Here is a 7,368-nt window from a genome sequence, read left to right on the forward strand (position 1 = left end):
GCAATATCCAATTCATCTGCCCTTTTTTTCTTTTCACTGTTTTGAAAGACCAATTCCAAGTTGGCTAAAACCAGTTCATCAGCCCGTTTTTTCTTTTCCTCGTTTTGGAAGATTAGCTCTAAGTTGGCTAAATACAACTCCCCTGCTCTCTTTTCTTTTTCCAAGTATAGGAATTCGATTTTTCTATTAGCCTCGGCCAAATCATTTTTATAATCCATTTCTTCTTAATTTCGATTTGTATTTAGAAATAAAAAAACTATCTATTCTCTAGATATAATAGATGTAAGACTTCATGAGAAGATTAACTTATCCTTTAGTACAACACTTACTTCAAATTTACGACTATTTAATTACAATGGTCAGTTTTTACAAAATAAGAATCTTGGCCTTTTCACCTGCTCTATCAGTTCAGAATACATTGGCTTTCCATATAATGATTAGGTTAAAGACACTACCAATTCGCTGTTTTTTGGTTTATGTATATCGGCCGTTCCTACGGGACTTATGGGTTATTTGGTCACAGGAGGTCCGTAGGTTGAAACCTACGGTTAGTATGTCGGTCGTCCTTATGGGACTGGGGGCGGTGATTCAGTTAAGGCAGGTTTTGTGATTTTGGGGTTTGATTATGCAACAGTTTTGTAATAGTTATTCGCTTGAATTCCATAGCTCCGTAGGAGTGAACGATGTACTAACCATAGATTTCAATCCATGGAAAAGCTGGAATGATGTGGAAACAAAGTGCTGTAGGCACGACCGATTTTTCGGTCTGGACTTGGGGATATCGTTTGACCCGATGGGACTAGTACTAGACTTAATCTCCCCCTTAAACCCCAATCCCCTTTGCCATCATACCAGCCAAAAAGGGGATAATCAACAACAATAGTAGCTCAAACCGCAACATCCAAAAAATCGATTTTGGTACAGTAAGGATTTCAGCAGGATCTCCTTTCCTATTTTTGATAAAATATACTGTCGGATAAATGGAAAGGATACCTAAGATCACTATCAAGGCCAACTTGGTATGGAATATCGGGTTATTGCCGTAAAATTCTGTTGGCTTACCATAGCCCCCAAGCCAAAGGGTTAAGCCTGCTGCCAAAAGCACCAAAACTGCCAAACCATAAACCCCATCCACTTTGGACAATCGATCGATTTCAGCCCGTGTCAACGTCTTCTTCAACAACAGATGCTCAGCCACAAGCGAACCCACTATCGCAAAAATGCTGATAAAGTGGATATAACGGAGGAGGATTTCGAGGGTCATGGAGGTTTGGTTTTGTTGGAAGTGATGCTGTTTACTTGGTTGTTTTATGTCGGATGACGGATGACGGATGTTGGAAACGGAAGACCGAAGACGGGAGACGGAAGTTGGCATGATCACAGAAACGTCGCTTCACTCCTATTTTCTCTATTTCCATAATTGGTTTCGCTCTAAGGATTTTTTCGAGGTTACTATTTCAATAGAATTTCAACTATATTTCAATTATATTTCAACCATATTTCTACCTTATATCGAATAACTTCGTTCTCGCCATCTTCGCTTCGGTCAGATCCCAACCATAATTCCAAAAACCCTAAAACAACCCCAACTGGTCCTTATCCTCATCTTCTTTTTTGATCTTGAATTCGACGGTAGAACCTATTTCCAGATCTTCATCGGTTTCAGAGGAATCTATTTGGGATGATGTTTCTTTGTCTTCGGTATTTTTTGGTTCTGCTTGTATCAGATTGATTTCTATAACTTGATGGGAGGAGAGTTTATTTCCTATGGCTTTCCAACCTTTGACATCAATCAACATATCCAAATCGTATTCCTGTTCTTCCTGATCCTTGCCTTTTTGTAGCAGGGCTTTTACCTGAGGCTGTTTTTCAGTGGAAACCAATTTAAGATAGGATTGCTTATGGTCAGAGATAATATTGAATTTTTTGTTGACAGAAGTGGTTTCGATCAGAAAACGTTTGACAAAGAACGTCTTACCGGCCCCATCATAATAAATGGCTGATAAAATCTTTTCAGGATCAAATTTCTCGATCAATAACACATTGCCCGACTCATATCGATTGGTCAGTTCAAATGTGGTCAGTTCATAATCTCCGTTTTTATAGAATACAACTATCCTGTCCTCGCCCAGAAAATTTCCGATTTTTTTACCTCTTTGGTCCGTATTGAGTCTTCCAATGGATGGATCATAAAATATATCCAGGCCTCCCAAGGTGGAAACTCCCTCCATTTTCAATTGGATCTTCCTTACAGGATATTTGGTCAGTATATTGCCACCGGCAGCACGTCCTTTGATTTCTATGGTACTGAAATCAAAGTCAAAGACTTTGACCCTTGCTTTCGCTCCTTGGGTCAGGTAAACAGTGACAATCTCTGCCTCTCCATTTGGATTGGCGGTCAGGTAAAGCGTTTTGGAACCTTTAGTGCCCTTTGTCAGGTCATATTCCCTGTCCCTAGTGACTGCCAAAACCTGGAATCTTTTCACCATGGCTTTTCCAGAACCTCCGTCTAGATAAATCAGATTATATACCATCCGTTCATCTCCTTTTCGGAATACAGCCACATGCAGGATGTCTTTACCTACAAAGCCTTTCTCCTGTATTCTTGTCACCACACAAACTCCATCCTTTCGAATTACTATGATGTCATCCAAGTCTGAACAGTCACACACAAACTCATCTTTCTTGAGTCCATATCCCACAAAACCATCAGTCTTGTTCACATACAATTTGGCGTTGTTTGCTGCGACGACAGTAGCCTGAATGGTATCAAATGCCCTGATTTCAGTTTTCCGCTCTCTGCCTTTTCCATATTTGCCTAAAAGGTTCTGGTAATATTTGATGGAATAATCTGTCAGATGCTTCAGGTTGTAATTGACTTCTTTCAATTCTTCCTGAAGCTTATACATCAGTTCATCCGCCTTGAATGCATCAAATTTTGAGATCCTTTTTATTTTGATTTCCGTCAGACGGACAATGTCCTCTGTGGTAATCTCCCTGTAAAATTCTGGTTTAAATGGCTCTAAACCCTTATCAATCGTCTGAATAACTGCATCCCAAGTTTCGCATTCCTCAATATCCCTGTAAATTCTGTTTTCAATAAAAATCTTTTCCAGGGAAGAGAAAAGGAGTTTTTCCATCAATTCTCCCTTTCGGATTTCAAGCTCTCTTTTGAGAAGCTCTTTTGTCTGCTTGGTATTGTATTGGAGAATGTCGTTGACCGAAAGAAAAACAGGCTTATCCTGAATAATCACACAGGCATTTGGTGAAATGCTGACCTCGCAGTCAGTGAATGCGTAAAGTGCATCTATGGTCATATCAGGAGATTGTCCCGGTGCCAATTGAATCTGTATCTCTACATCCTTTGCGGTATTGTCCACCACCTTTTTGATTTTGATCTTGCCTTTGTCATTGGCTTTGATGATGGATTCGATCAAAGAATTAGTAGTAGTTCCATACGGTATATCTTTGATTAACAAGGTTTTATTATCCTCTTCTTCAATCCTTGCACGAACCTTGACACGGCCTCCTCTATGTCCTTCATTATATTCCGAAAAATCCGCAAGTCCGCCTGTTGGGAAATCTGGAAGCAGGTAAGGCCTCTCCCCTTTCAGGATCTGAATCGAGCCTTCTATCAGTTCTATAAAGTTGTGGGGAAGTATTTTTGTGGATAATCCTACGGCAATTCCTTCTACTCCTTGGGCAAGCAGTAATGGGAATTTAACCGGTAAAGTAATCGGTTCACGCTTTCTGCCATCATAAGACAATTGCCATTCGGTGGTTTGGGGATTAAAAACTACCTCCAAAGCAAATTTTGAAAGCCTGGCTTCAATATAACGTGAGGCTGCAGCCCCATCACCTGTACGGATATCTCCCCAGTTGCCTTGGGTTTCTATCAGCAGTTCTTTTTGACCAAGGTTTACGATGGCATCACCAATAGAGGCGTCACCATGTGGATGGTATTGCATGGATTGGCCGATAATGTTGGCTACCTTATTGAAGCGGCCATCATCCATTTCCTTCATGGCATGAAGAATCCTGCGCTGCACGGGTTTCAGACCATCTTCAATGGCAGGCACGGCCCTTTCCAAAATCACATAAGAAGCATAATCCAAAAACCAGTCTTTGTACATCCCTGTTACAGGGAGGGACTCGTGCAGGGTTTCGTCATTTTCTTCCGGGGTATTGTTAATTTCGCTCATTTAATGTTGATGTATTTTGTTGATCCCTTTTGGTGCCATTAAAGTTCGTTTTTTTGGCATTAGACAGAAGTCCGAAGACCGAAGTAGGAAGAAGGGTAAATTCAATGCTTTTCCAAATTTAAAATAGGATAGATATCATGCGTTCGCTGATCAATTTCTATAAAAGGAAGTAAACATAATATTTCATATAAAGTGAAATAATGGTAATGATTTCACTGTTTGTGAAATTATTATAAATATATTAATCTACCACTCTTAAGCTATTGGGTGTCTTTTGACCTGTCAGGTTTCAAAAACCTGACAGGTCTATTTGCTTCGAGGATTTAATCATCCTTAAAGATCAAGACCTTCGAGGTTTTGAAAAAACCTCAAAGGTCTAACCTGAAAGTTCTTCCTAAGCTGCTTCACTTTCCTCCTCTACAGCTGCTTGATTGACACTTGGGTCATCATGGACAATGTCTTTTTCTATTTTCAGGTTGTCGATTATAAAAACCTGTCGGTCAGGGGTATTTTTGCCCATATAGAAACTCAAAAGGTCGGCAATCTTTGTTTCCTTTTTGAGAATAATGGGATCCAAACGGATTTCTTCTCCAATGAATTTACCGAATTCCCCCGGGGAAATCTCTCCCAAACCTTTAAATCGAGTGATTTCGGCTGTTTTACCCAGCTTATGGATGGCCCGCTGTCGTTCTTCGTCGGTGTAGCAATAGATGGTTTCCTTTTTATTCCTTACCCTAAAGAGCGGTGTGTCCAATATAAACAGGTGGCCGTTTTTTACCAAATCTGGGAAAAATTGTAGGAAGTAAGTCATGATCAGCAAACGGATATGCATCCCGTCCACATCAGCATCTGTAGCAATTACTATTTTTCTATAACGCAGATTTTCAATCCCATCTTCTATATTCAGGGCATGTTGAAGTAAGTTAAATTCCTCATTTTCATACACCACCTTTTTGGTCATGCCGTAACAGTTCAGTGGTTTGCCTCTAAGGGAAAAAACTGCCTGAGTCTGCACATCTCTCGATTTAGTGATTGAACCGGATGCAGAATCACCTTCTGTAAGGAAAAGCATGGTCTGATTTTTTGCTTCCTCATTAGCCTTTGGGTCATCATAATGCACCCTGCAATCCCGCAGTTTCTTGTTATGAAGATTGGCTTTTTTAGCCCTTTCATTGGCTAATTTTTTGATACCAGATATTTCCTTTCTTTCTCTCTCTGATTGCAGAATACGCTTCAGCAAGGCATCTGCAGTTGTAGGATTTTTGTGGAGGTAATTGTCGAGTGCAGTTTTGACAAAGTCATTGACAAAGGTTCTTAATGTTGGTCCATCAGGTCCAATGCTCTGCGAACCCAATTTGGTTTTGGTCTGGGATTCGAAAACAGGTTCCTGAACCCGTACAGCAATGGCAGCAACCACACTTTGACGGATATCAGAAGCATCATAATCCTTTTTATAAAATTCCCTAATGGTTTTGACAATCGCTTCCCTAAAAGCTGCCAAGTGGGTACCACCTTGTGTGGTAAACTGCCCATTGACAAAGGAATAGTATTCTTCCCCATATTGGTTGCTATGGGTCATGGACATTTCAATATCAGTCCCTTTGAGATGAATGATAGGATAGCGCGTACTGTCTTCATCAACCTTCCGCATCAACAGGTCGTACAAACCTCTTTCGGAGAAAAACTTCTTGCCATTGTAATTGATGGTCAACCCTGCATTCAGGAAAGCATAATTCCAGATTTGGTTTTCAAGGTACTCAGGTATAAAATGGTAATTTTTAAAAACTGAGGCATCAGGAATGAAATTGATTTTAGTTCCGTTTCTTTCGGATGATTTTTCTACTTTTCTATCCTCTTTTAGGATGCCTTTTTCGAATTCCGCAACTTTGGTTTCGCCTTCTCTATAGGATTGAACCTTGAAATAATCAGAAAGCGCATTGACAGCTTTGGTACCCACACCGTTCAACCCAACTGATTTTTGAAAGGCACCTGAATCATATTTTCCACCCGTATTAATTTTGGAGACACAGTCTATCACTTTTCCCAAAGGAATCCCGCGTCCATAATCCCTCACTTCTACCTTGTGTTCTGATATCTTGATGTCAATCGTGCGGCCGTAGCCCATCATGTGTTCATCGATACTGTTGTCAAGTACTTCCTTGACCAAAACGTATATACCATCGTCCTGTGCACTGCCATCTCCAAGTTTCCCGATATACATTCCTGGCCTCAGCCTGATGTGTTCTCTCCAATCCAACGACTTGATGCTGTCCTCGTTATACTGAACGTTTTCTCCCATGTATTTAAGTAATGATTTAAGGTATTATAGTTAATTAATTTGACTGCAAGGATTTGAATTTTTGGAGCAAAATCCAAAACAGTCCAACAATCCAAACTACAAAAAATACAGGGATTAAGTAAAAGAAAAAGTTGAAATCTCCTGAACTTATTTCATTTTGGTTGTTGATGCTATGTACAAATAAGGACATGATGCAAAGTGAAAAATTGATGATTCCCACAAAGCTGTAAATCCAGGTCAACATATAATCTCGGAAAATATCGCCGATCGGGAAAAGTCTTTTAAGATTCTTAGTTGCTTGATTTTCAATAAGTTTTCCTGGTGCAATTAAAATCACATTTAATACTACAAATAGAATAATCCCAATATAAAAAAAGGTGTTCTTGGAAATAATCTTGGATGTTCCACCTTGATTGTCAAACTCATAGATTACTTGGTCAGGCAAAGCAGAATAGATGTAGAGAAATACAAAAATAAAAAGGAGGATTGATAAGAAATGAAATACTTTTCCGAATCGATAATACATAGTTGAATTGATTTTGGGCGCTAATATAAAAATTAAAGCCTAGCAATTCTGAAACTGTTTTTTTCCTTTTTGGGTTTTTATCCATAGCTTTCAATTGTTAAAACCCAAATAGCTGATAGTAAGATGAATTTGAGTCCCGTTGTCATTGCCATTCCGATGTATTTTATCCTAATGGGGATAGAATTACTTGTTTTGAGATTCCAGAAAAATCCAAGTTATCGGTTAAATGATGCCATTACCAATATCAATTGTGGGGTAGTTTCACAAGTCACAGGTGTTTTTCTCAAAATTCTTTCAATTGGTATTTATACTTTTCTCTTTGAAAAATTCGCTTTTTTCCA

Annotated in this window: 4 protein-coding genes and 2 pseudogenes; 1 reads left to right on the forward strand and 5 read right to left on the reverse strand. The window is 39.3% G+C overall.

The features are described 5' to 3' along the window. From ACEW8U_RS21150 to ACEW8U_RS21170, 5 genes and pseudogenes are all read right to left on the reverse strand, one after another. A pseudogene (locus tag ACEW8U_RS21150) lies at positions 1–218 on the reverse strand (two-component sensor histidine kinase); the annotation flags it as partial. Positions 219–823: 605 nt separating this feature from the next. After that, entirely contained in the window at positions 824–1,264 is a 441-nt protein-coding gene (locus ACEW8U_RS21155) for a DUF2214 family protein (RefSeq protein ID WP_373524045.1), read from the reverse strand. 310 nt (positions 1,265–1,574) lie between these two features. After that, positions 1,575–4,202 carry a DNA gyrase/topoisomerase IV subunit A gene (locus ACEW8U_RS21160; protein ID WP_373524046.1) on the reverse strand — a complete coding sequence of 876 codons (2,628 nt, stop codon included), beginning with the start codon at positions 4,200–4,202 and terminating at the stop codon, positions 1,575–1,577. A 394-nt stretch (positions 4,203–4,596) separates the two neighbouring features. Further along, the gene (locus ACEW8U_RS21165; RefSeq protein ID WP_373524047.1) at positions 4,597–6,501 is read right to left on the reverse strand and encodes a DNA topoisomerase IV subunit B; all 1,905 of its coding nucleotides are present in this window, start codon (positions 6,499–6,501) and stop codon (positions 4,597–4,599) included. Between the two features lie 34 nt (positions 6,502–6,535). Then, positions 6,536–7,027 carry a DNA topoisomerase IV gene (locus ACEW8U_RS21170; protein WP_373524048.1) on the reverse strand — a complete coding sequence of 164 codons (492 nt, stop codon included), beginning with the start codon at positions 7,025–7,027 and terminating at the stop codon, positions 6,536–6,538. Between the two features lie 123 nt (positions 7,028–7,150). Between ACEW8U_RS21170 and ACEW8U_RS21175 the strand changes: the two are divergent. Then, a pseudogene (locus ACEW8U_RS21175) lies at positions 7,151–7,368 on the forward strand (sterol desaturase family protein); the annotation flags it as partial.

Origin of the sequence: Aquiflexum sp. (assembly GCF_041751335.1) — a bacterium.
GTDB lineage: Bacteria > Bacteroidota > Bacteroidia > Cytophagales > Cyclobacteriaceae > Aquiflexum.

What these genes read in the sequence shown, in the direction of transcription:
- ACEW8U_RS21165 (WP_373524047.1), bottom strand. Translation starts at nt 6,501, where the DNA reads ATGGGAGAAAACGTTCAGTATAACGAGGACAGCATCAAGTCGTTGGAT.
- ACEW8U_RS21160 (WP_373524046.1), bottom strand. Translation starts at nt 4,202, where the DNA reads ATGAGCGAAATTAACAATACCCCGGAAGAAAATGACGAAACCCTGCAC.
- ACEW8U_RS21155 (WP_373524045.1), bottom strand. Translation starts at nt 1,264, where the DNA reads ATGACCCTCGAAATCCTCCTCCGTTATATCCACTTTATCAGCATTTTT.
- ACEW8U_RS21170 (WP_373524048.1), bottom strand. Translation starts at nt 7,027, where the DNA reads ATGTATTATCGATTCGGAAAAGTATTTCATTTCTTATCAATCCTCCTT.